Consider the following 19,928-nt stretch of genomic DNA (forward strand, 5'->3'; position numbering starts at 1 on the left):
ATCCTGCATTCTATTCCGCAGCGAGATCTTCGTGGGTAAGCTCGCTGGCGGAGTGCTACCACCCTGAGTCGCGCAGAGAAGGGTTTGTGGAGGGGATGGAAAGTGGCGATTAGTGTCAGGGGCAATGGATTCCTTGGTAAGTTCTTATTGTACGTTCCGGTTAAGTTGCTACCGGCCTTCCTTACTGTTTTTTTTATATTTTTCCTGTATCGATTTTTCCCTGAAGATGAGTATGTATCCTATTCGGTTAGTCTCTCCTGCTCATTGATCGTGGCGCAATTGAGCGCGATGTGGGTGGGGAATTCCTATGTTTATTATTTTTCTTCCAGTGCTGATCAGCGGGCACTTTTTTCAAGCTGTCTTTACTTGGTTACATCGCTTGCTCCCTTTGCGGCGTTAGTGGCGGCATTGGTTTCCATTCTTTTTTCTTCTGCGCCAGACACCTTCTACTGCGTGTTGCTCTTGTGTCTCACGCAGATGTACTTCTTTTTCATGTCTTCCGTTTGTCAGGCTGCATTTCTGGTGCGTCAACAATTGCTGGCTGTGGTCATGCAGGTTGTAGCCCAGCTAGGGGTCATTTATTTCTGCTACTCGAGCCTAGGGGTAACGTATTCGGATGCCATGTTTGCGTTGAGTGCTGGTTATGGCATGGCCGCACTGATCATGTTGATCGGCGCGGTTGTCAGAATGGGTATTCACAGCCCTCTTGCTGCCAAAAAAGCGTTTGGTGGCGATGTCCGTGCTGTCTTCAACTACGGTTCAGCGTTGGCTCCTTGGATGCTGGGCATGCTGCTGATGGTGGCGGCAGATCGTTTTGCTATCGGCTCTCTCGGTATCCCGGGAGGGGACTCGTACTTGTCAATGAAGGATTTGTTTGTCGGAGCGGGCGGGTTGTTGAGCATGCCATTGCTGATGTTGGTACATCCGCTGATCATCAAGCGGTTTCGTGATGGTGTGTTCGAAGGCGCATTAATTCAAAGCTCGGTTGGCTTTTTGGTAGTGGTTTTTTCGCTGTTATGGGCCGTCATCGCTCTTGTTGGGCTTTCGGTGTTTGAGCAGTTTACCGGAAAGCCCATCTCGGCCCCGCTCGGTGTGCTATTGATCGCCTATCTTGGTGTGTTCTTGAATTGTGCAGCGGTTTACGCCCAGAAGCGTCTAGAGGTGCACAGGCGAATGCGTCTCCTGGCGTATTTTTCATTGATGGCTGCATTGGTTTCGTTGGGGCTCTCCTATGTGGGTGGTTTGCTGCTCGGCCTGTACGGCGTGGCATTGGGCGTGGTGATTGGGCAGCTCTTGTACTTTGGCGTTGTAACAGCAACTATTTTGAGAAAGGTTGATCTTTACAGGGGGGTAGTAAAGCCGTTCGTCGTGTCGATGATGGCGTTGGCGATGGGGTACCTGCTTCAAGTGGCGCTCGATGCATCTTTGGGGGGTGTGGTGTGGTGGGTGAGAGCTTTGGTGTGGACACTGCTTTTTTCGTTCTTTTCTCTAATAGTGGTTTGGAAGGCCGTGTCGTGGCGAGACTTCATGAACGCGAAAATGGATTGAGGTGTTCTGTGCCGTGCGAGGCTCAGATGCTGTCATGCCGGATAATAGATCGACGTATTTAAAGGAATTAGGGGGGGTGAATGGTCGGTTCAAATAAGTTGCGAGATTGGTTGTCGATAAATATTGCGCCGGTTGTTTTCTTGGCTGCTTATTTTTTAACCGTTGTGCTTGGTAATCTTGTCTATGCACTCCCTAGTGCTCGTCCCTACCTAATGAATATACCGTTCACTGCCCGTATATTTAATTTTGAGACGCTTTTTTCTCCAGGGTATTGGCTGTTGCTGCTTTCCCCGTTTGTAGTGACGCCGATGGTCGTCTGGCTGGTGCGACGCTTTTTGCAGTCAACGGTTCTTCGGGTGGCAGGCTTCTTTCCGGAATTCACCCGGTCATCTTACCTATTGCTGCTTGTTCTATGTTATGGCGTAGTTATCTACTCTTTTTGGCAGGCAGAAGCCTTCAAGCTGTTTTTGGCAGGGAGCGATTTTGCTTCGAGTGTCGAGGCGCGCTTTGTGATACGTGAGCGGGTCAATTTTTTCAGTATGGCCCTGCTAATGTCAAATCTGCATTTTCTGTCGATTTACGGCGTGGTCAAGTTGGTACGTGAGGGCGGGCTTTGGTGGGGGGGGGCAACCCTGCTGAATGCCATCGTAATATCGGTGCTTCTGATTGTGCTTAATATGAAGTGGCCTATTCTGATTTTTTATGCTGGGTTGGTATTGGCAGTATTCATCTATACACCCAGGTATCCCTTTGTGAAGGCTGCTGTCGGCATGATGGTGCTGCTGCTCGTTTATTTCCTGATCTCTGCATTTGTTTACAGGATTTCTCCACCTGCTGTCGAAACTGTGCAGCAACCGCCTGTCTCCGAAGCTGTGACCGACAAGCATGAGACTACTCGGTCCGAGAACGCCAGTAGCTCGTCGGCCCTGGTGGAGGTGGGTGATTCAAGCGTGCAGAAAGGAATCGATGTGTTAGCGCTGAGCTCAGTCATCGGTGGGCGAGTGCCACAGATGATGTTTCATGCTATCAATCGGATGGCCATTAGCTACCCCTATTACTATGAAATCTTCACCCGGCGGGGCCAGGTATGCGGTGGATTGCTGGTGCAGGCCCAGGTGGGTCAGAAGTGCCGCCCGAGTTTTTATGTGTACACAGAAATATTCAATGACCAGTTCAAGCAGCGTGGTACGGCTCCCGCCGCCGTTCATATCACGGCCTATGCATTGGGTGGGTGGCCGCTTGCGGTGATTGGTTTGCTGTGTGGTTCAGTATTGCTTGGTGTTTTTGCTTCGTTGCCACTACATGCTGGTTCGTTGATGGGGGCCATGGCGGTTACCGGAGGGGTCATGGGCTACCATCTTTCTCAATTGCCCGGAGAGGGGCCTCTTTTTTACGATCACGGTGTGATCTGGGCGGTATTGATGCTGTTGGTGTATGCGCTGGTTGTAAAAGCCTATAGGGCAGTGGTCGCGAAATGAGAGAAAACAGCAATGGCGCCCAACTGTGCGGGGCGCAGGAGCGAAACGGAGGTGGCATTATGCGTGAGGTCCTGCTGTTGGGCTTCCATGTCGGAAAGCAGTATTTCGAACACTATTCAGTGGGCGACGCATTCCCGCAGGTGGCGGCGTACAAGCTGGAATCACGGTTTATTGACGCGCTTCGTCTGGGTGGATTTAGGGTGAATACACTCGCCACCATCGCGGTGTCCACCTTTCCGCGCATCAAGCGTGTGTGGTTTCCCGGTGCTGTGCTTCAAGGTGAGGGTGCCGGACAAGGGCGAGTCATGCCGCTGGTCAACCTTCCCGCGATAAAGATGCTCACGCGTTGTCTCGGGTCATGTTATGGCCTGTTGCGCATGGGGCGCAGTGCAGATGTAGTGTGTGTGTATGCGGCCCACTCGCCTAACCTTTTGGCTGCTTACCTGTATTCCAGGCTGTGCGGCAAGCCGTACTACGTGTATGTGCCGGATTTGCCCTCTTTCATGGATGTGGCGCTAGAGCGTGGCCGCCTGCTCAGGTGGTTGAAAAAAATCGATGCCTCGCTGCTTTCTTGGTTGCTCCGGTCGGCAAATGGCTTGGTGGTGATCAGTCGGCTAATGGTTGAGGATCAACCGGCTTGGAAAGCCAGGCCTTATCTTGTGCTCGAGGGAATCTCCGAGTCTTTGCCTATCCCTGCCGATGGCGTGGTTGACAAAAAAATGATTTTTTACGCGGGTGGTGTGAATCGCTCGTATGGCATTGTCGAGTTGGTCGAAGGCTTTCTGCGGTCGGGTATAGGGTACGAGCTTGTTCTATGCGGTCGCGGAGACCTTGAGGGGTACCTTGCGGAAACTTGCGCCAAGCATGCCTCTGTCAAGTACTTGGGTTTTGTGTCGCCTGAAAAGGTAGCGGAGTTGCAGGGGCGCGCATCCTTGTTGGTGCTTACGCGTAACCCTGCGGAAGCGTACACTCGTTACTCTTTTCCTTCCAAGCTGATTGAGTATATGTCTGCTGGTATACCGGTACTCACAACACGTCTAGCGGGAATACCTGACGAATATTTCGATCATCTTAATATCATTGAGGATTTTTCAATCAGTGCCGTTGCGGATGCTCTTGTCAAGATCAGTTCAGCCGATGAACAGTATTTGTCTGATAAAGCCGCGCGTGGTAGGGTTTGGGTCCTTGGGGCTAAGTCAAGTCGTGCCGTCGGAAAACAGCTTGTTGAGTTTATGGAGAATAATAAGTGAATGTATTTTCAGGTAAGGTCCTGCTGATAACGGGCGGCACAGGTTCTTTTGGTAATGCAGTTCTGAAAAGGTTTCTAGATAGTGATATCCGGGAAATTCGCGTTTTCAGTCGCGACGAAAAGAAACAAGATGACATGCGTAAGCGCTACGCCAGTTCAAAATTAAAATTTTATATTGGTGATGTGCGTGATTATCAGAGCGTCCTGAATGCGACCCGTGGTGTTGACTACATCTATCACGCCGCTGCACTAAAACAGGTTCCCTCCTGCGAGTTTCACCCTCTCGAAGCCGTGAAAACCAATGTCTTGGGTACTGAAAATGTCCTGGAGGCGGCTATTCAGAATGGAGTCAAGCGGGTTGTCTGCTTGAGTACAGACAAGGCTGTCTACCCCATCAATGCCATGGGCATTTCCAAGGCAATGATGGAAAAGGTGATGGTCGCCAAATCACGAAATGTGGATGAACAGAAAACGGTGATTTGTGGCACCCGGTACGGCAACGTGATGGCGTCCCGCGGTTCGGTCATTCCGCTGTTCATTGAGCAGATTCGCGCCGGCCAGCCGTTGACGCTGACTGACCCCAACATGACACGCTTCATGATGACCCTTGCCGATGCTGTCGACCTCGTGCTCTATGCCTTCGAACATGGCAATAACGGTGACATCTTCGTGCAGAAGGCACCTGCTGCCACCATCGAAGTGCTGGCGAAGGCTCTGACCGAACTGGTTGGCAAACCGGAGCATCCTATCAATGTCATCGGTACTCGCCACGGCGAAAAACTCTTTGAGGCCCTGCTGAGCCGGGAAGAGATGGTTTGTGCCGAGGACATGGGCGACTACTACCGCGTACCGCCAGATCTGCGCGATCTGAACTATGCGAAGTTCGTGGAAGAGGGCGAAACCCAGATCTCCATCACCGAGGACTATAACTCGCACAATACCCAGCGCCTTGATGTCGCCGGCATGCAGCAGTTGCTGCGCAAGCTCGATTTCATCCGCGCCATCGAGCGCGGCGAGCATGCAACCCCGGAGGAGTGAGGCGATGAAAGTATTGGTCACAGGGGCCAACGGCTTCGTAGGACGTAACCTGCTGGTGCATCTTGGCGAGCGCAAGGACATCGAGGTGGTGCCGTTCACGCGGGAGCATACCCTTGACTCGTTGACCGACAAGGTTCGCGATGTTGATTTTGTGTTCCACCTGGCAGGCATCAACCGCCCGAAGGATCCCGAGGAATTCAAGGTTGGCAATGCCGACCTGACTGTGGAATTGTGCCGAGCTATCGAGGCAAGCGGCCGGCAGATTCCCGTCCTTTATACCTCGTCGAGCCAGGCTGAACTCGATAACGCCTACGGTGCCAGCAAGCGCGGGGCCGAGCAGGCCTTGGCCGAGCTGCAGGCGCAGCACGGCTCGGCAGTGCACCTGTTCCGCCTGCCCAACGTATTTGGCAAGTGGGCGCGACCTAACTACAACTCGGCGGTCGCCACCTTCTGCCACAACATCGTGCATGGTTTGGACATCACCATCAATGACCCGCAGGCGCGGATCAACCTTGTCTATATCGACGATGTGGTAAAGGCCTTCATCCAGGTGATGGATGGCGTGCAGTCTGGCACGCCTTTCGCTCAGGTTGAACCGCAATACAGCATCACGGTGGGAGAGCTGGCTGATCTGCTGCGCACCTTCCGTGACAGCCGCGCGAGCATGGTTACGGAGGCGGTGGGCACTGGCCTGGTGCGCGCCCTGTATTCCACGTACTTGAGCTACGTGCCCCCCGAGAACTTCACCTACACGGTCGCCAAGCATGGCGACCCTCGGGGTGTATTCGTCGAGATGCTGAAAACCAAGGACAGTGGCCAGTTTTCCTACTTCACTGCGCACCCGGGCATTACCCGAGGCGGGCACTACCACCACACCAAGACCGAAAAGTTCCTGGTGATCAAAGGCAAAGCGTGTTTCCGCTTCCGCCATGTGGTGTCTGGGGCCTTCCACGAACTGTTCACGTCTGGCGAAGAACCCGAGATTGTCGAGACTGTCCCTGGCTGGACCCACGACATCACCAACGTGGGTGACGACGAAATGATCGTCATGCTTTGGGCCAACGAAATTTTCGACCGTGAAAATCCTGATACCTACGCTCGGCCAGTAGGCACCGAAGCCTGAACTGCCCCGAGAGGATTAACTAATGAAAAAACTGAAAGTTGTCACTGTCGTTGGTACCCGCCCGGAGATTATCCGGTTGTCGAGGGTGATTGCGCGCCTGGATGAATACTGCGAGCACATTCTGGTGCACACCGGCCAGAACTATGACTACGAGCTGAACGAAATCTTCTTCCAGGACCTGGGCATCCGTAAGCCGGATCACTTCCTGAGTGCTGCAGGCGCAAGCGGGGCTGAAACCATCGGTAATGTAATTATCGCAGTGGACAAGGTACTGGCCGAGGTCAAGCCAGAAGCCCTGCTGGTGCTGGGCGACACCAACAGTTGCATGGCCGTGTTGCCGGCCAAGCGCCGGAAAATTCCGACTTTCCATATGGAAGCTGGCAACCGCTGCTTCGATATGCGTGTGCCGGAAGAAATCAATCGCCGTATCGTTGACCACACTGCCGATATCAACCTGACGTACAGCACCATTGCCCGCGACTACCTGCTGCGTGAAGGCCTGCCAGCTGACCAGATCATCAAGACCGGTAGCCCGATGTTCGAGGTGCTCGAGCATTACCGCAGCGGCATCGAGGCTTCGGACGTACTGCAACGTATTGGTCTGGAGCCAGGCAAATTCTTTGTCGTGAGTGCCCACCGGGAAGAAAACATCGATTCCGACAAAAACTTCCTCAAGTTGGTAGATGTCCTCAACACCGTGGCGGCAGAGTTCGACCTGCCGGTGATCGTGTCCACCCACCCGCGTACCCAGAAGCGTGTTGACGCTATGGGTATCACCTTTCACGCTAACGTGCGTTTGCTCAAACCACTTGGGTTCAAGGACTACAACAAACTGCAGTCCGAAGCCCGCGCGGTGCTTTCCGACAGCGGCACGATCAATGAGGAGGCTTCGATCCTCAACTTCCCGGCGCTCAACATCCGCGAGGCGCACGAGCGCCCTGAAGGAATGGAAGAAGCTGCGGCGATGATGGTTGGCCTTGAAGTAGAGCGCGTGCTGCAAGGTTTGGCTATCCTCGAGCGGCAAGCACGAGGGGCCAACCGCAGCCTGCGCCTGGTTGCCGACTACAGCATGCCGAATGTTTCCGACAAGGTTGTGCGGATCGTGCACAGCTATACCGACTATGTGAACCGCGTGGTCTGGAAGCGTTACTAAACCGGAAGCTATCGATGCCAGCTGAAAAATTGCGTGTACTGGTTGTAACACAGTACTTCTGGCCGGAGAACATGCGGATCAACGATATGGTCCGCGACTTCACCGCCAGGGGACATGAAGTGACGGTATTGACTGGGCTCCCCAATTATCCGGAGGGAAGCGTCTACCAGAACTACAAGGCCAACCCCGAAGCGTTCTCATCCTATGAAGGGGCGCAAGTCGTTCGTGTGCCTTTGGTGCCTCGTGGTAAACGCAGTGTGCAGTTGGTATTGAACTACCTGTCGTTTTGCGTGCTGGCATCCTTGCTGGGTGCCTTCAAACTGCGCGGGCGCAAGTTCGATGCTGTATTCGTCTATGCCGTTTCGCCCATTCTTGCGGCCATACCGGCTGTAGTAATCGGGCGGCTGAAGCGAGCGCCAGTGTTTGTTTGGGTGCTCGACCTTTGGCCGGAGACGTTGCGGGCGGTGAACGTCATTCATGACCGGCGACTGCTGGGCCTGGTGGGCAAGGCGGTATCGTGGATCTACAATCGCACCGACTACCTGCTGCTGCAGTCACGCGGCTTCTTCGACAATGTGCGCCGTTATTGCACGCGAAAAATCGACGACCACCGGTTGGTGTATTTTCCCAGCTGGGCCGAAGACGACTTCTCGGCGAAAATGGATAAACCCTGCACGCTCATTGCACGGGACAGTTCCGTGTTCACGGTCGTCTTTGCCGGCAACATCGGTGAAGCTCAAGACTTTCCAGCCATCCTGGAGGCCGTACAAGCGTTACGTGGTGAAGTTGCCATCCGTTGGGTCATCGTAGGGGACGGCCGCATGAGCGGCTGGTTGGCAGACGAAGTGCGCAATCGCGCCCTCGACAACGTCCACTTGCTGGGGCGCCATCCCCTCGAGGCCATGCCGCCGCTTTTTGCCCAGGCAGATGCCTTGCTGGTGTCACTGCGCACCAATGATGTGTTCGAGCAAACCATCCCAGGCAAGGTTCAGGCCTACCTCGCTTCCGGCAGGCCGGTCCTGGGCATGATCAATGGTGAGGCGGCGCGCGTCATCGACGCTGCCGGTGCGGGCTATGCCTGTGCATCCGGGGATGGCGAAGGGCTGGCAACCATCACTCGCAAGATGGCCATGCTGGCACCTGAGCAGCGCCAGGCCATGGGGGATAGCGGCCGTCGCTTTTATGAACAGGAATTCGCTCGCCAGGTACTGCTGACACGTCTTGAGCAGCTGTTTGGTGGTGCCACCTTACGAAGGACAAGTTGATGAAGCATCGTGTATTCCTCACCGGGGCCAGCGGCTTCGTGGGCAGTGCCGTGTTGCGCAGGCTATTGGCAGAAGATATGCCAACTGTGGCCACGTTGCGCGGTAACAGCCCGTCATTGCCGGCCGCTGTGCAGGCGGTGCGCTTCGAGTCATTCGATGAAGCGAGCCAGTGGGGCGAGGCGCTGCGCGGCTGCGACACGGTCGTTCACTGCGCTGCCCGCGTTCATGTGATGAATGATACCGAAGCCGACCCACTCGCTGCGTTTCGCAGGGTCAATGTGCACGGTACCTTGAACCTTGCCCGGCAGGCAGTAGCCGCAGGGGTGAGGCGCTTCATTTTTGTAAGCTCGATCAAGGTCAACGGCGAGGGCACTGCAGCTGGGCAGCCGTATACTGCGGATGACAGCCCGCAGCCACAGGACCCGTATGGCATTTCAAAGATGGAAGCAGAGGCTGAGCTGCAGGCGCTGGCGAAAGCGTCTGGCCTGGAAATAGTTATCATCCGGCCCGTTCTGGTTTATGGTCCTGGGGTCAAGGCCAACTTCGAAGCCATGATGCGCTGGTTGAACAAAGGTGTGCCGCTGCCATTCGGGGCCATCGACAATCGCCGCAGCCTGGTTGCGCTCGACAACCTGGTCGACTTGATCTTGACCTGCGTCGACCACCCTGCGGCTGCGAACCAGGTGTTTCTGGTAAGCGACGGTGAGGACCTTTCCACCACTGCGCTATTGCGCCGTATGGGCCAGGCATTGGGCGTGCCGCCGCGGTTGCTGCCCATACCTGCCTGGGTGCTGAGTGGTGGTGCCAGTTTGCTGGGCCGCACGGCATTGTCCAAAAGGCTTTGCGGGTCTTTGCAGGTGGATATAGAAAAAACGCGTAAGGTGCTCGGCTGGCAGCCGCCGGTAAGTGTCGACGCCGCGCTCAGGGCTACTGCGCAACATTTTCAGGAATTGTCGAACAAATGATGCTTTGGTGGCTTTTACCCGTTGTGCTTCTGTGTTCGTTGGTCATGACTGGAACGTTACGGCGTTATGCATTGGCCAAAAACATCATCGATGTACCCAATGCCCGCAGTTCGCACTCGATCCCCACGCCCCGTGGCGGCGGTGTGTCGATCGTCGTGGCGTTTCTGGCCGCGTTGGCAGCGATGGCTTTCCAGCCCGGCGCCCAGGCAGACGCATTGATTGCCTTGGGTGGGGCAGGGGCCGTAATCGCGGTGCTCGGTTTCATGGATGATCACGGTCATATCGCCGCCCGTTGGCGGTTGCTGGGCCACTTTACTGCTGCCATCTGGGTTCTGTTCTGGTTGGGTGGGTTGCCGACACTGCAAGTGTTCGGCTGGGCACTTGACCTGGGCTGGGCAGGTGCCGTTGTTGCAGCGGTATACCTGGTCTGGCTGCTCAACCTCTACAACTTCATGGACGGTATCGATGGGATTGCCAGTGTCGAGGCAATCACTGTCTGCCTGGGTGCCAGTCTGCTTTACTGGGTGAGTGGGCAAGCAGGCATGATGGCACTGCCGCTGCTGTTGGCTGCGGCTGTGGCGGGTTTCCTGTTCTGGAATTTTCCTCCTGCGAAAATTTTCATGGGTGACGCAGGCAGTGGTTTTCTCGGGATTGTCCTGGGTGGTTTGTCGCTGCAGGCCGCCTGGCTGTCTTCCCAGCTGTTCTGGTGCTGGCTGATCTTGCTGGGTGTGTTCATCGTCGATGCCAGCTACACGTTGATTCGTCGGTTGTTGCGCGGTGACAAGGTTTACGAGGCGCATCGCAGCCATGCTTATCAGTTCGCGTCTCGTCGTTATGGCAGGCACCTGCCGGTAACCCTGTCTGTCACGGCAATGAATGTGTGCTGGCTACTGCCAGTGGCCCTGAGTGTTCTGTTGTTGGGTCTGGACGGCGTCCTGGGGCTGATCGTTGCCTACGTTCCTCTAGTGCTGATCGCGGCCTATTTCCGCGCCGGTAGTCTGGAATAGTTGCTATTTGGTAGATGTGACGAAGAATCGGTTAATGACAATCAGAAGGATGTTGTGGGAGCCTATGGACAACGTGCGTAAAAAACTGCTCGGGCTGCCTCGTCGACAAAAGCGGTTGCTGCAGGTACTGGCAGATGTAGTACTGGTGTGGGTTGCACTCTGGCTGGCATTCGTGGTGCGTCTGGGTATCGATGAGCTGGCCAACCCATTGATCGATCACACCTGGTTGTTCCTTTGCGCACCCGTGGTTGCCATTCCTCTGTTCATCCGCTTCGGCTTGTACCGCGCAGTCATGCGCTATTTCGGCAATGATGCGCTGATTGCCATCATCAAGGCCGTTACGCTTTCCGCGTTGATTCTTGGGTTCATCATCTATTGGGCCAGCAACCATCAAAACGTCGTACCTCGCTCGATCACCTTCAACTACTGGTGGCTGAGCCTGATCATGATTGGCGGGCTGCGCCTGGCCATGCGCCAATACTTTCTGGGCGACTGGTTTGCCGCAGCTGCGCAGCATGTGCCGTTCGCCCAGCGTGACGATGGCCTGCCCAAAGTTGCAATTTACGGTGCCGGTGCTGCTGGTAACCAGTTGGTGGCCGCCTTGCGCATGGACCGGGCCATGCGCCCGGTGGCATTCATTGATGACGATGCCAGTATCAGTGATCGCGTAATCGCCGGGCTGCAGGTTTATCGGCCAGAGCAATTGGAGCAGATGATCAACGTCACTGGCGCCCAGGAAATTCTGCTGGCAATCCCATCTTCGACGCGCACCCGCCGTAGGGAGATTCTCAATTTCCTGGAAGGTTACCCACTGCATGTTCGCAGTGTGCCGGGCATCATGGACCTGGCCAGTGGCAGAGTGAAAGTCGATGATATCCAAGAGGTCGATATTGCCGACTTGTTGGGGCGGGATATCGTACCGGCACAGGCCGACCTTCTTGAGCGTTGCATCCGCGAGCAAACGGTACTGGTGACCGGGGCGGGCGGCTCGATCGGCTCGGAGCTGTGCCGGCAGATCCTGGGGCAGGGCCCCAAGTACCTTCTGCTGTTCGACCACAGCGAGTTCAACCTTTACAGCATCCTCTCTGAGCTGGAGCAGCGCGTAACGCGCGAATCCCTGGCGGTCAGCCTGGTGCCCATTCTGGGCTCGGTTCGCAACCAGCCCCAGATGCTCGACATCATGCGCACCTGGCGGGTCGACACCGTTTACCATGCCGCCGCCTACAAGCACGTGCCGATGGTGGAGCACAACATCGCCGAAGGGTTGATGAACAACGTCATCGGCACCTTGCACACCGCTCAGGCCGCGCTGCAGGCAGGCGTTCCCAACTTCGTGCTGATTTCCACCGACAAGGCCGTGCGCCCGACCAATGTGATGGGCAGTACCAAACGCTTGGCCGAAATGACCCTGCAGGCCCTGAGCCGCGAAGTGGCGCCTGTGCTATTTGGCGACAGTAGCAACGTTTCGCAGGTAAACAAGACCCGCTTCACCATGGTCCGCTTCGGCAATGTGCTGGGTTCGTCGGGATCGGTCATTCCGCTGTTCCATAAACAGATCAAGGCCGGCGGCCCGCTCACCGTCACTCACCCGAAGATCACCCGTTACTTCATGACCATTCCCGAAGCGGCACAGCTGGTCATCCAGGCGGGTTCCATGGGCAAGGGCGGTGATGTGTTCGTCCTGGACATGGGCGAACCGGTGAAAATCGTGGAGCTGGCCGAGAAAATGATTCACCTGTCTGGTTTCAGTGTGCGCTCCGAGCGTAACCCGATGGGGGATATCGCCATCGAGTTCACCGGGTTGCGGCCAGGAGAAAAGCTCTATGAGGAATTGCTGATTGGCGACAACGTAATTGCCACCCGCCACCCAATGATCATGAGCGCCAATGAAGATTTCATTGCCTGGGATACGCTCAAGGAACTATTGCGTCAACTGATGGCGGCGGTGGCGGCTGATGATTTTGTGCGGGTACGGCAGCTGCTGCGCGAGACCGTGAGTGGTTATTCGCCGGAAGGCGAGATTGTTGACTGGATTTATCAGCAGCGGCGCCTGGAGCCCTGATTTACGTTGGCATTGTCTTCGCACTCGGACCAACCGCCGACAGGCTAGAATCCAGAATATGGAAGAGCAGATCATGACAGCGGAAGCAGGCAATCATGACCATTCTGGTAACCGGCGGTGCGGGTTTTATCGGGGCGAACTTCGTATTGGACTGGCTGGCCGGCAGCAATGAGCCTTTGGTCAACCTGGACAAACTTACCTACGCAGGCAACCTGCAGACACTGAGCAGCCTGCAGGGCGACAAACGGCACATTTTTGTGCGCGGCGACATTGCTGATAGCAGGCTGGTCGCAACCCTGCTGAAAACCCACCAGCCACGCGCCATCGTCAACTTTGCCGCTGAATCCCACGTCGACCGCTCGATCCACGGCCCGGAAGACTTCATCGAAACCAACATCGTCGGTACCTTCCGCCTGCTGGAAGCCGTACGCGCCTACTGGGGTGGCCTGGATGATCAGTCGCGCCAGGCCTTCCGCTTCCTGCATGTGTCCACCGACGAAGTGTACGGTTCGCTGGCCGCCGGCGAACCGGCCTTCACCGAAACCCACCAGTACCAGCCCAACAGCCCGTACTCGGCCAGCAAGGCCGCCAGCGACCACCTGGTGCGCTCGTACCACCACACCTACGGCCTGCCGGTGCTGACCACCAACTGCTCGAACAACTACGGCCCTTACCACTTCCCGGAAAAGCTCATCCCGCTGATGATCGTCAACGCCCTGGCTGGCAAACCGCTGCCGGTATACGGCGACGGCCAGCAGATTCGCGACTGGCTGTATGTCAAGGACCACTGCAGCGCCATTCGCCGCGTGCTGGAAGCCGGCAAGACCGGCGAGGTGTACAACGTGGGCGGTTGGAACGAAAAGCCCAACCTGGAAATCGTCAACCGCGTGTGCGCCCTGCTGGACGAACTGCGCCCCCGCGCCGACGGCAAGCCCTACGCCGAGCAGATCACCTATGTGACCGACCGCCCCGGCCATGATCGCCGCTACGCCATCGATGCCCGCAAGCTCGAGCGCGAACTGGGTTGGAAGCCTGCCGAAACCTTCGAAACCGGTATTCGCAAGACAGTGGCCTGGTACCTCGACAACCAGGAATGGATGCAGAACGTACAGTCCGGCACCTACCGCGACTGGGTCGAGAAAAACTACGCAGGGCGCTCGGTATGAAGATTCTGTTACTAGGCAAGGACGGCCAGGTAGGCTGGGGAACTGCAACGCAGCCTGGTCTCGTTGGGGCAGGGCTTAGCCTCGAAAATCCAAGCATTCCCGCCATTGATCACCGATGTTTACTTCACCCAGGCCAGGTGCCCGACCAACTTCTGCATGTTCAGGAAACCCACGAGAAATGACCACCATGAAGCGTAAAGGCATCATTCTGGCGGGCGGGTCGGGTACCCGACTGCACCCCGCAACTCTGGCAATTTCCAAGCAACTGCTGCCGGTGTACGACAAGCCGATGATCTATTACCCGCTGACCACCCTGATGTTGGCGGGCATCCATGACATCCTGATCATCTCCACCCCCCAAGACACCCCGCGCTTTGAACAGTTGCTGGGTAATGGTCACCGCTGGGGCATCAATATCACCTACGCGGTGCAACCATCCCCGGATGGTCTCGCGCAGGCCTTCCTGATAGGCGAAGGTTTCATTGGTAACGACCCCACAGCACTGGTGCTAGGTGACAACATCTACTACGGCCACGACTTCCAGCAATTGCTGCGCAGTGCCATGGATCGTCAGGGAAGCGCCAGCGTGTTCGCATACCACGTGCATGACCCCGAGCGCTACGGCGTAGTCGAGTTCGACGGGCAGGGCAATGCCATTAGCCTGGAAGAGAAACCAACCAAGCCCAAGTCCAGCTATGCCGTGACCGGGTTGTACTTCTACGACAATGATGTGATCGAGATTGCCAAGAGTATTCGGCCATCCGAGCGGGGCGAGTTAGAGATTACCGATGTGAATCGGACTTACCTGGAACAGCACCGGCTGTCGGTGGAGATCATGGGGCGCGGGTATGCCTGGCTGGATACCGGGACGCATGAGTCGTTGCTGGAGGCGAGTGGATATATCGCGACCATCGAGCGGCGGCAGGGATTGAAGGTGGCCTGCCCGGAAGAGGTGGCATACAGGCAAGGATGGATTGGGGCCGACGAGTTGTTGAGGCTGGCTGAGCCTTTGGCGAAGAATGGGTACGGGCAGTACCTGCGGCGGTTGGTGCAGGGGACGGTTTTTTAAGGGGATGCGGTTCTACCTTTGAGGGTTGGCATTCCTTTGGGGGCGCGTGCATTGTGCTGCAGTTGGCAGCAAAGGGCGAGTCTGCATCTTCTCGCTGGCTGCTCAAATTTTCAGCCTGAAGTGACCAGACAGAAAATTTCTGTAATTTCGGTGACGATTTTGGTTACTTTGGTTCTGTTTTTTAAAGAAAATTTTATCTGTAGTGCAAGAATTTCACGAGATATTCAGAAACTGATGCGAATGTGCTATCCTTCCTCGCGATTTTGTGCAATGGCTTTTTGATGGCACTCAAGTTTAGTTAGGGTATCTGCGGAAGCAGTTGTCATTTCAGGGAAGACAAGCGTGGCGGTGCTCACTCAACCCCCGGGCGTTCACACGCCGGACAGGCTCCTATTCGCTCAGGAATTAAGCATTCCTGAGCTTGCGCGTGTGGCGATCCTCATGTGCACCTATAACGGTGCCAATTTCCTGTCTCAGCAGCTGGATTCTTTCGAGCGGCAAACCTATCGAAACTGGGTCCTACACGTGTCGGATGATGCCTCGCAGGACGGTACGCTCGAGGTACTCGAAGGGTACGTGGAGTCGTGGGGCTCGCACCGCATCAAAGTAGTGAGCGGTCCCCAAGCCGGCTTTGTGCGTAATTTCCTTTCGCTGACCTGCAGGGCTGACATCGATGCGGATTATTTCGCGTGGTCGGACCAAGATGACGTTTGGTGCCCAAGCAAGCTCCAGGCGGCTGTAGAGTGGCTTTCGAGTGTGCCTGCCGACCAGCCTGCCCTTTATTGTGGCCGTACCCTGCTGATTTGTGACGGGGGAATCCATCGCGGGTTATCACCAAATTTTGCATCTCCGCCGCATTTCAAAAATGCACTGGTTCAAAGTATCAGCGGAGGCAACACCATGGTCTTCAACAAGGCGGCGCGTGCCTTGATCATGGAAGCCGGTGCTGAATTGACTGTACCCTCCCACGACTGGTGGTGCTATCAGCTGATCACTGGTGCGTCTGGCGCCGTTCGCTACGACCCTGAACCCCGGGTTTTTTACCGGCAGCATGCCGACAATGTCATCGGCAGCAACTCTGACTGGTGCGCCCGCCTGCGACGCCTGGTCATGGTGTTCCAAGGGCGTTTCTATGAGTGGAATGCCCAGAATATCCGTGCCTTGGAGAGCATGAGTCACCGGTTGAGCAAAGATCACCGCAAGACCCTCAAGCTGTTCAAGACAGCCCGAAAACGAAGCCTGCCCGTGCGCGTCTACAAAGTGCTCAAAGCAGGCCTGCATCGTCAGACCCTCCTTGGCAACCTTGGGTTGCTGCTCGCGACAATACTGAAAAAGATCTGATCAAATGACTATTCTGGTAACTGGTGGCGCCGGCTTCATCGGCGCCAACTTCGTGCTTGACTGGGTTGGCCAGTCGGGTGAAACCGTCATCAATCTGGACAAGCTGACCTATGCCGGGAACCTGGAGAATCTCTCCACCCTGGAAGGTAACCCGCAGCATGTGTTTGTGCATGGCGACATCGCTGACAGCCAACTGGTAGGGCAGCTGCTTGCCGAGCATCGCCCTCGTGCCATCATCAATTTTGCTGCGGAATCGCATGTTGATCGCTCCATCCATGGGCCGGAAGACTTCATCCAGACCAATATCGTTGGCACCTTCCGCTTGCTGGAGGCCGTTCGTGCTTACTGGAATGGGTTGGAAGGTGATGAGCAGCAAAAGTTCCGCTTCCTTCACGTATCCACCGACGAAGTGTACGGTTCGCTGGCTAGCGATGAGCCGGCTTTCACTGAAAAGCACCAGTACGAGCCGAACAGCCCTTACTCCGCGAGCAAAGCAGCCAGCGACCACTTGGTGCGCGCGTACCACCATACCTATGGCCTGCCGGTACTGACCACCAACTGCTCGAATAACTACGGCCCGTATCATTTCCCTGAGAAGCTGATCCCGCTGATGATCGTCAATGCCCTGGCAGGCAAGGCCTTGCCGGTATACGGCGATGGCCAGCAGATTCGTGACTGGCTGTATGTGAAAGACCACTGCAGCGCCATTCGTCGTGTGCTCGAGGCAGGTGCCGTGGGCGAGGTTTACAACGTTGGCGGTTGGAACGAAAAGCCGAACCTGGAAATCGTCAATCGTGTTTGCGCCTTGCTGGACGAATTTCGTCCACGTGCCGACGGCAAGCTCTACAGCGAACAGATCGCCTATGTTACCGACCGCCCTGGCCACGACCGCCGGTATGCGATCGATGCTCGCAAGCTGGAGCGTGAGCTGGGTTGGAAGCCTGCCGAAACATTTGAAACGGGCATTCGCAAGACCGTCCAGTGGTATCTGGAAAACCAACCGTGGGTCGAAAGCGTCCTGTCCGGTAACTACCGTGATTGGGTCGAGAAGAACTACGCCGAGCGCCGCGCATGAAAATTCTTCTGTTGGGCAAGAATGGCCAAGTGGGCTGGGAGCTGCAGCGCAGCCTCGCCCCCTTGGGCGAGGTGCTTGCCCTGGATTCGCGTAGCGTTGATTTCTGCGGTGACCTGGGCAACCTCGAAGGGCTCAAGGACACGCTGGCGCGTTATGCCCCCGACGTTATCGTTAATGCCGCCGCCTACACCGCAGTGGACAAGGCCGAATCCGAGCCGAGCCAGGCACACTTGGTCAACGCCGAGGCTGTAGCTGTAATGGCTGAGGCCGCGGCAAGCAGTGGCGCGTTGCTGGTGCATTACTCCACCGATTACGTATTCCCTGGCGACGGTACGCAGGCCTGGCGCGAGACTGACGGTGTTGGCCCGCTGAACGTCTACGGCGTCAGCAAGCTGGCCGGGGAGCAGGCGATTCAGGCATCGGGCTGCCGCCACCTGGTCTTCCGCACTTGCTGGGTGTACGCAGCCCGCGGCAACAACTTCGCGAAAACCATGCTGCGACTGGCGCGTGAGCGCGACACCTTGGGCGTGATCGATGACCAGTTTGGTGCACCTACAGGGGCCGAACTGATCGCCGACGTGACGGCGCATGCCATTCCGGCTGCGCGGCACAACTCCAAGCTGGATGGTATCTACCACCTGGCAGCGGGCGGTGAAACCACATGGTGCGGTTACGCGCGCTATGTCATCAACCTGGCTGCTGCCGCTGGTCTGGAGCTGAAGGTCTCTGCCGAGGCAGTCAATGCACTCACCACAGATGCCTACCCTACGCCAGCCAAACGCCCGGCCAACTCTCGCCTGAATACCGAAAAACTGCAGAAAGCCTTCCAGCTGAATCTCCCGTCCTGGGAATACGGTGTGGCACGGATGCTGACAGAAATCATAGAGAAGCAATGATGAGTAAACGTAAAGGGATTATCCTGGCCGGTGGCTCCGGCACCCGTCTTCACCCAGCAACGCTGTCCATCTCCAAGCAGTTGTTGCCGGTGTACGACAAGCCGATGATCTACTACCCGCTGACCACATTGATGTTGGCGGGAATCCGCGACATTTTGATCATTTCCACACCGCAGGACACCCCACGCTTTGAGCAACTGCTGGGCGATGGTGCGCGTTGGGGGCTGAATATTCAGTATGCAGTTCAGCCTTCGCCAGACGGTCTGGCCCAAGCGTTCATCATTGGCGAGCAGTTCATCGGTAATGATCTGTCGGCATTGGTTTTGGGCGACAACATTTTCTACGGGCACCACTTCAACGAACTGCTGCATAGCGCAACAGACCGTGACCATGGTGCGACCGTGTTTGCCTATCACGTCAACGACCCTGAGCGTTACGGTGTGGTCGAGTTCAACGACCAAGGCAAAGCTGTGAGCCTGGAAGAGAAGCCGCTGCAGCCGAAGTCGAACTACGCGGTCACCGGCCTGTATTTCTATGATCAGCAAGTGGTTGAGATCGCAAAGAGCATCCAGCCTTCGCCACGCGGCGAGCTGGAGATCACTGACCTCAATCGCATCTACATGGAGCAGGGCAGCCTGTCTGTCGAGATCATGGGCCGCGGCTATGCATGGCTCGACACCGGCACCCACGACTCCCTGCTCGAGGCAAGCCACTACATCGCAACCATCGAGCACCGCCAGGGCCTTAAGGTTGCGTGCCCTGAAGAAGTTGCTTTCCGCCAGCAATGGATCACTGCTGAACAGCTGGAAAAACTGGCTGCGCCGCTGGCCAAGAATGGTTATGGCCAATACCTGAAACGCCTGCTGCAGGAAAAAATTTACTAATGAAAGCTACTCCTTTGGCCATTCCCGAAGTCATTTTGTTTGAGCCTCGGGTTTTCGGTGATGACCGTGGCTTCTTCTTCGAAAGCTTCAACCAGAAGGTTTTTGATGAAGTGGTAGGCCGCGAAGTCAACTTTGTGCAGGACAACCATTCCCGCAGTGCCAAGGGTGTACTGCGCGGGCTGCACTATCAGCTGCAGCAAGCGCAGGGCAAGTTGGTACGTGTAGTCCAGGGTGAAGTGTTCGACGTTGCTGTAGATGCGCGTCGTGATTCGCCCACATTTGGCAAATGGGTGGGGGCGCACCTGTCCGCAGAAAACAAGCATCAGCTGTGGGTGCCGGAAGGATTCGCGCACGGCTTTGTCGTCCTCTCGGAAGCGGCAGAGTTCCTGTACAAAACCACCGACTTCTACGCCCCAGCGCACGAGCGCTGCATCATCTGGAACGACCCGGATATCGGAATTGACTGGCCGATAGACTTTGAACCACAGCTGTCGGCGAAAGACCTGCTTGGCAAGCGGTTGGCCGAGGTTGATGTGTTCGAGAATTACAGCAAATAAAACCACGGTAGCGATCGACGAGACGCAGGGCTAATGCCCTGCGTTTTGCGCA

General features: G+C 56.2%; 17 protein-coding genes. All 17 read left to right on the forward strand.

What is annotated here, in order from left to right; translation table 11 throughout:
* Positions 1 to 102 precede the first annotated feature (102 nt).
* The 17 genes from R9B85_RS19200 to rfbC all read left to right on the forward strand — a co-directional run bounded on the left by R9B85_RS19200 (position 103) and on the right by rfbC (position 19,876).
* Positions 103 to 1,548, forward strand: coding sequence for a sugar transporter (locus R9B85_RS19200; protein ID WP_423770450.1), 1,446 nt, complete (start codon positions 103 to 105; stop codon positions 1,546 to 1,548).
* A gap of 80 nt (positions 1,549 to 1,628) precedes the next feature.
* On the forward strand, positions 1,629 to 3,026 hold the full coding sequence (locus tag R9B85_RS19205; protein ID WP_423770451.1) for a hypothetical protein: 1,398 nt from the start codon (positions 1,629 to 1,631) through the stop codon (positions 3,024 to 3,026).
* Between the two features lie 59 nt (positions 3,027 to 3,085).
* Positions 3,086 to 4,276: a glycosyltransferase gene (locus tag R9B85_RS19210; RefSeq protein ID WP_423770452.1), complete on the forward strand. Its 1,191-nt coding sequence runs from the start codon at positions 3,086 to 3,088 to the stop codon at positions 4,274 to 4,276.
* Positions 4,273 to 5,313, forward strand: a complete 1,041-nt coding sequence (locus R9B85_RS19215) for a polysaccharide biosynthesis protein (protein WP_423770453.1) — start codon at positions 4,273 to 4,275, stop codon at positions 5,311 to 5,313. The genes R9B85_RS19210 and R9B85_RS19215 overlap by 4 nt, the downstream gene beginning before the upstream one ends.
* Before the next feature lie 4 nt (positions 5,314 to 5,317).
* Positions 5,318 to 6,436 (forward strand): UDP-2-acetamido-2,6-beta-L-arabino-hexul-4-ose reductase, encoded by a 1,119-nt coding sequence (gene wbjC, locus R9B85_RS19220; RefSeq protein WP_423770454.1) that lies wholly within the window; start codon positions 5,318 to 5,320, stop codon positions 6,434 to 6,436.
* A gap of 22 nt (positions 6,437 to 6,458) precedes the next feature.
* Positions 6,459 to 7,589 carry a non-hydrolyzing UDP-N-acetylglucosamine 2-epimerase gene (wecB, locus tag R9B85_RS19225; protein WP_252379033.1) on the forward strand — a complete coding sequence of 377 codons (1,131 nt, stop codon included), beginning with the start codon at positions 6,459 to 6,461 and terminating at the stop codon, positions 7,587 to 7,589.
* Between the two features lie 14 nt (positions 7,590 to 7,603).
* Entirely contained in the window at positions 7,604 to 8,854 is a 1,251-nt protein-coding gene (locus R9B85_RS19230) for a glycosyltransferase family 4 protein (RefSeq protein WP_423770455.1), read from the forward strand.
* Positions 8,854 to 9,819: a UDP-glucose 4-epimerase family protein gene (locus R9B85_RS19235; protein WP_423770456.1), complete on the forward strand. Its 966-nt coding sequence runs from the start codon at positions 8,854 to 8,856 to the stop codon at positions 9,817 to 9,819. The genes R9B85_RS19230 and R9B85_RS19235 overlap by 1 nt, the downstream gene beginning before the upstream one ends.
* The gene (locus R9B85_RS19240) at positions 9,816 to 10,826 is read left to right on the forward strand and encodes an MraY family glycosyltransferase (RefSeq protein ID WP_423770457.1); all 1,011 of its coding nucleotides are present in this window, start codon (positions 9,816 to 9,818) and stop codon (positions 10,824 to 10,826) included. The genes R9B85_RS19235 and R9B85_RS19240 overlap by 4 nt, the downstream gene beginning before the upstream one ends.
* Before the next feature lie 64 nt (positions 10,827 to 10,890).
* Positions 10,891 to 12,888, forward strand: coding sequence for a polysaccharide biosynthesis protein (locus R9B85_RS19245; RefSeq protein ID WP_423770458.1), 1,998 nt, complete (start codon positions 10,891 to 10,893; stop codon positions 12,886 to 12,888).
* Between the two features lie 95 nt (positions 12,889 to 12,983).
* The gene (gene rfbB, locus R9B85_RS19250) at positions 12,984 to 14,054 is read left to right on the forward strand and encodes a dTDP-glucose 4,6-dehydratase (RefSeq protein ID WP_423770459.1); all 1,071 of its coding nucleotides are present in this window, start codon (positions 12,984 to 12,986) and stop codon (positions 14,052 to 14,054) included.
* Between the two features lie 187 nt (positions 14,055 to 14,241).
* Positions 14,242 to 15,123, forward strand: a complete 882-nt coding sequence (rfbA, locus tag R9B85_RS19255) for a glucose-1-phosphate thymidylyltransferase RfbA (protein ID WP_423771073.1) — start codon at positions 14,242 to 14,244, stop codon at positions 15,121 to 15,123.
* Between the two features lie 342 nt (positions 15,124 to 15,465).
* Positions 15,466 to 16,464 carry a glycosyltransferase family 2 protein gene (locus R9B85_RS19260; protein ID WP_423770460.1) on the forward strand — a complete coding sequence of 333 codons (999 nt, stop codon included), beginning with the start codon at positions 15,466 to 15,468 and terminating at the stop codon, positions 16,462 to 16,464.
* 4 nt (positions 16,465 to 16,468) lie between these two features.
* Positions 16,469 to 17,539 (forward strand): dTDP-glucose 4,6-dehydratase, encoded by a 1,071-nt coding sequence (gene rfbB, locus R9B85_RS19265; RefSeq protein WP_423770461.1) that lies wholly within the window; start codon positions 16,469 to 16,471, stop codon positions 17,537 to 17,539.
* Positions 17,536 to 18,435: a dTDP-4-dehydrorhamnose reductase gene (gene rfbD / locus R9B85_RS19270; protein WP_423770462.1), complete on the forward strand. Its 900-nt coding sequence runs from the start codon at positions 17,536 to 17,538 to the stop codon at positions 18,433 to 18,435. The genes rfbB (R9B85_RS19265) and rfbD overlap by 4 nt, the downstream gene beginning before the upstream one ends.
* Positions 18,435 to 19,319 (forward strand): glucose-1-phosphate thymidylyltransferase RfbA, encoded by an 885-nt coding sequence (rfbA, locus tag R9B85_RS19275; RefSeq protein ID WP_423770463.1) that lies wholly within the window; start codon positions 18,435 to 18,437, stop codon positions 19,317 to 19,319. Before rfbD ends, rfbA (R9B85_RS19275) begins: the two co-directional genes overlap by 1 nt.
* Entirely contained in the window at positions 19,319 to 19,876 is a 558-nt protein-coding gene (gene rfbC, locus R9B85_RS19280; RefSeq protein ID WP_423770464.1) for a dTDP-4-dehydrorhamnose 3,5-epimerase, read from the forward strand. Before rfbA (R9B85_RS19275) ends, rfbC begins: the two co-directional genes overlap by 1 nt.
* The last annotated feature ends 52 nt before the right edge of the window (positions 19,877 to 19,928 follow it).

It is taken from the genome of Pseudomonas sp. NLJ1, assembly GCF_049486705.1.
Lineage (GTDB): Bacteria > Pseudomonadota > Gammaproteobacteria > Pseudomonadales > Pseudomonadaceae > Aquipseudomonas > Aquipseudomonas inefficax.

Excerpts from the sequence above, each read along its gene's own strand:
- R9B85_RS19205 (WP_423770451.1), top strand. The coding sequence starts at position 1,629 with ATGGTCGGTTCAAATAAGTTGCGAGATTGGTTGTCGATAAATATTGCG.
- R9B85_RS19210 (WP_423770452.1), top strand. The coding sequence starts at position 3,086 with ATGCGTGAGGTCCTGCTGTTGGGCTTCCATGTCGGAAAGCAGTATTTC.
- wbjC (WP_423770454.1), top strand. The coding sequence starts at position 5,318 with ATGAAAGTATTGGTCACAGGGGCCAACGGCTTCGTAGGACGTAACCTG.
- wecB (WP_252379033.1), top strand. The coding sequence starts at position 6,459 with ATGAAAAAACTGAAAGTTGTCACTGTCGTTGGTACCCGCCCGGAGATT.
- R9B85_RS19230 (WP_423770455.1), top strand. The coding sequence starts at position 7,604 with ATGCCAGCTGAAAAATTGCGTGTACTGGTTGTAACACAGTACTTCTGG.
- R9B85_RS19235 (WP_423770456.1), top strand. The coding sequence starts at position 8,854 with ATGAAGCATCGTGTATTCCTCACCGGGGCCAGCGGCTTCGTGGGCAGT.
- R9B85_RS19240 (WP_423770457.1), top strand. The coding sequence starts at position 9,816 with ATGATGCTTTGGTGGCTTTTACCCGTTGTGCTTCTGTGTTCGTTGGTC.
- R9B85_RS19245 (WP_423770458.1), top strand. The coding sequence starts at position 10,891 with ATGGACAACGTGCGTAAAAAACTGCTCGGGCTGCCTCGTCGACAAAAG.
- rfbB (WP_423770459.1), top strand. The coding sequence starts at position 12,984 with ATGACCATTCTGGTAACCGGCGGTGCGGGTTTTATCGGGGCGAACTTC.
- rfbA (WP_423771073.1), top strand. The coding sequence starts at position 14,242 with ATGAAGCGTAAAGGCATCATTCTGGCGGGCGGGTCGGGTACCCGACTG.
- rfbB (WP_423770461.1), top strand. The coding sequence starts at position 16,469 with ATGACTATTCTGGTAACTGGTGGCGCCGGCTTCATCGGCGCCAACTTC.
- rfbD (WP_423770462.1), top strand. The coding sequence starts at position 17,536 with ATGAAAATTCTTCTGTTGGGCAAGAATGGCCAAGTGGGCTGGGAGCTG.
- rfbA (WP_423770463.1), top strand. The coding sequence starts at position 18,435 with ATGAGTAAACGTAAAGGGATTATCCTGGCCGGTGGCTCCGGCACCCGT.
- rfbC (WP_423770464.1), top strand. The coding sequence starts at position 19,319 with ATGAAAGCTACTCCTTTGGCCATTCCCGAAGTCATTTTGTTTGAGCCT.